The following is a 3,191-nucleotide window of genomic DNA, read 5'->3' as shown; positions in this document are numbered from 1 at the left end:
ATCCGAGCATTTGTTTACGAGTTGTGTTTCACCGTATCCTTTACCGGCTAATCTGTTTGGAGCTATACCGTTTTTAATAAGCCATTGTATGGTAGATTTAGCTCTTCTGTCAGATAAGGCTTCATTGTATTTATGTGATGCTCTACTATCTGTATGAGAACGAATATCAAGCTTCATAGATGGATATTGATTTAATACATCAAGTATTTTTTCAAGATCTATTGCGGCTTCTATACGTATATCGGATTTATCCAGATCAAAATAGATCATTTTTATACCAAAACATTTTGCTAAATCATCTCCAACAGTTACCACACATTCCGCTTTTTCTAAAGCTATTGGTAAGTTGGTTCTTCCGTTTTCTTTTAAAATGGTTACAGTGACTTCTTTGGTTGTATATTTATCTCTTTCGGCGCGTACTGCGTACGACATACCGCATTCAACAGGGAATTTATAATTACCGTTTTGATCAGAAGTGGTAGTAGTTATCATTTTATAACCGCTGTCGTATAGCGTCAATTTAGTATCGGGCAATATTTCGCCTGTTGCCAGATCTGTAACAACTCCATACAATTCCTGAACACAATAGAGTCTTTTGGTTTCTAAGAATTTATAAATATCATCAGAACCTCTTCCGCCATCTTTGTTGGATGTAAAGAAACCTTTTCGGGACTTGGTATCGATTATATAAGCAAAATCATCTTTTGAAGAATTAACATCAGCTCCAACATTTTGAATGTTGCTTATCGTACCATCGTCAGCTATTTTTCCGGCAAATACATCCAATCCTCCAAGTCCGGGATGCCCATCTGATGAAAAATAAATTTCGTTTTCATCGTTTACATAAGGAAAGGTTTCTTTTCCTTCGGTATTAACTGGTGCTCCCAAATTTACGGGAGTTCCAAATGTACCATTGGCATCAATACTTACTTTATAAATATCCGATTGTCCAATTGTTCCGGGCATATCTGATGCAAAATATAATGTTTTCTCATCGGGGCTTAATGCCGGATGTGCTGTGGTATAACTATCACTGTCAAAAGGCACTTCGGTTATATTTCCCCATTCATTTTTTTCAAAAGTGGCTTTGTATATTTTTACAAGAGTAATTTTACTTTCATTTTTTCCTTTTTTACCGTTAAGATAATTGTTTCGTGTAAAATAAACTGTTTTTCCATCTTTTGTAAAAACGGGTGTTGCTTCATGGAATTTGGAGTTTATTTTTGATTTAAACTTTTTTGGAGCGTTAGGATTAAAATTTTCATCGAGATCGGATTGATATAAATTTGTAAAATGCTCGCCTGTCCATTTGTGTTTTCTCTGACTAAAGTTACCAGTATCTCTGGCTGAAGTGAAAACAAGTTTGTTTTGATAAAATGTAGTTCCATAATCTGAATATTTACTGTTAATACCCGCATCTTCGATATTATATCTTCCTGAATTGGCTTTAATAACATCTAGATAATTTTTGTTTTCCTGGTACAGCTTGGCTCTATTATCATTTTTTGATTTTTGATTGAATAAATCAAGCATTTGATTGGCTTTGGCTGTGTCTCCCGTAGATTTTAGCGATTGGGCGTATCGATAATAATACTCTGGTTCTTGTTCTGGGTTCATGGCAAATAATTCACCATACCATTTTGCGGCTTTATCAAATTGAGAATTAAAGTAAAAGGAATTCGCTAATTTCCTGAACATATCTTCTGATTTGTATCCTTTTTCTGCTACTCTTTCATAGGTTTTAATAGCATCAATGTAGGCATAGTTATCGTACTTTTTATCTGCGGAAGCTACCTTGTTCTTTTGTGAATAACTCTTAGATGAAAAAGCACTTACTATTATTAAGCAAAGGAGTATATAATTTTTCATGATAAATATTTTTTAGAAGAAACGTGGAGTTGTTATTTTACCATTGTTTTGGAAGAGTTCGAAGCGCAGGAATATTTCGTGCGAACCTGAGTTGTAATTATTTAAGTTAGTGGTTTCACGATCATAACCATAACCTATATATAGACCATCAGTAACCTGAAATCCTACCATAGCACTCAGCGCGGCACTCCATCTGTAAGCCACCCCAACGACTACTTTGTCGATGAACATGAAATTGGCTGAAATATCTGCCTGTAATGGTGCTCCTTGTACCATTTTGATAAGTGCTGCGGGTTTGAATTTTATTTCCGGACCCAAATCAAATACGTAACCAGCCATAAAGTAATAATTGATTTTATCTTTAAAAATGGCTACTTGGTTATCATCGTAGCGATTTGTTTCGATAAAATTTGGAACTGATAACCCGATGTAGGCTTTATCAGAATGCCAATATACACCGGCACCTACATTTGGAGAGAACTTATTGCTTAGATCCTGAAATTGTGGGTCTCCCTGAAGCTCCGGATTTAATTTATTAATGTCGAGATTAAATAAATTAGCGGTTCCTTTAATACCAAATGAAAGCTTAAAATCTGCTGAGGTTTGTACTGTGTAAGACAGATCAACAGAAATAGTGTTTTCGTTAGTAGGTCCAATTTTATCATTTACCAGTGAAGCACCTATTCCTAAGTTACTGTTATTTATTGGCGAATTGACAGAAAAGGTACTAGTTTCTGGAGCTCCGTCAAGTCCCACCCATTGGGTACGGTATAAACCGAAAATACTCAGGGCTCCTCGCGATCCGGCGTAAGCTGGATTAATATTTATGGTGTTGTACATGTATTGTGTAAATTGAGCATCTTGTTGTGCATAACTTAGAATAGCTGTAAACATCAAAACGAAAGAAAATAATTTTGTTCTCATAGTAGGTGTTTATTATTTTATTATTGCCATTATTTTTTAATCTTACTAAAAACAAACTGAAGCTGTTCCTGAATCTAAAAACACGAAAGTTCAGTTAAATACCATCTTGATGAGAGATGAATTATATCATCAAGATGGTATTGTGCTTACTTACTAAGATATAGATATCCATCTTTTTTATTCGTTTGAATTGCACCGTTTCCATCTACGGAAGTGTAATTAAGAATATAAAAGTAAGTTCCTGAAGGAAGACCATCTGATTGACTAATGGTTGTTCTTCCTCTTGAAATACCATCAAATGCATTTGTTGTGTTATTATAGTTTTGAGTTTCAAATACTAATATTCCCCAACGATTGTATATTTCTATAGTATTACTTGGATAACAAACGATGTCGTC

General features: G+C 34.5%; 3 protein-coding genes. All 3 read right to left on the bottom strand.

Annotation, left to right across the window (positions count from 1 at the left end; genetic code table 11):
• A partial coding sequence (locus tag LPB88_RS23555; protein WP_230718221.1) for an OmpA family protein occupies window positions 1-1,869 on the bottom strand: 1,869 nt, incomplete at its 3' end.
• A gap of 12 nt (window positions 1,870-1,881) precedes the next feature.
• Window positions 1,882-2,793 carry a type IX secretion system membrane protein PorP/SprF gene (locus tag LPB88_RS23550; protein ID WP_230718219.1) on the bottom strand — a complete coding sequence of 304 codons (912 nt, stop codon included), beginning with the start codon at window positions 2,791-2,793 and terminating at the stop codon, window positions 1,882-1,884.
• 146 nt (window positions 2,794-2,939) lie between these two features.
• Window positions 2,940-3,191, bottom strand: a 252-nt coding sequence (locus LPB88_RS23545) for a gliding motility-associated C-terminal domain-containing protein (protein WP_230718217.1), incomplete at its 5' end; no start/stop codon positions are given.

It is taken from the genome of Flavobacterium sp. JAS (genome assembly GCF_020991455.1).
Lineage (GTDB): Bacteria > Bacteroidota > Bacteroidia > Flavobacteriales > Flavobacteriaceae > Flavobacterium.
The sequence above is the reverse complement of the archived record's forward strand: the minus strand, read 5'-3'. Positions and strand labels throughout refer to the sequence as shown.

Coding starts and splice junctions, on each gene's coding strand:
- LPB88_RS23550 (WP_230718219.1), bottom strand. CDS start 2,793: ATGAGAACAAAATTATTTTCTTTCGTTTTGATGTTTACAGCTATTCTA.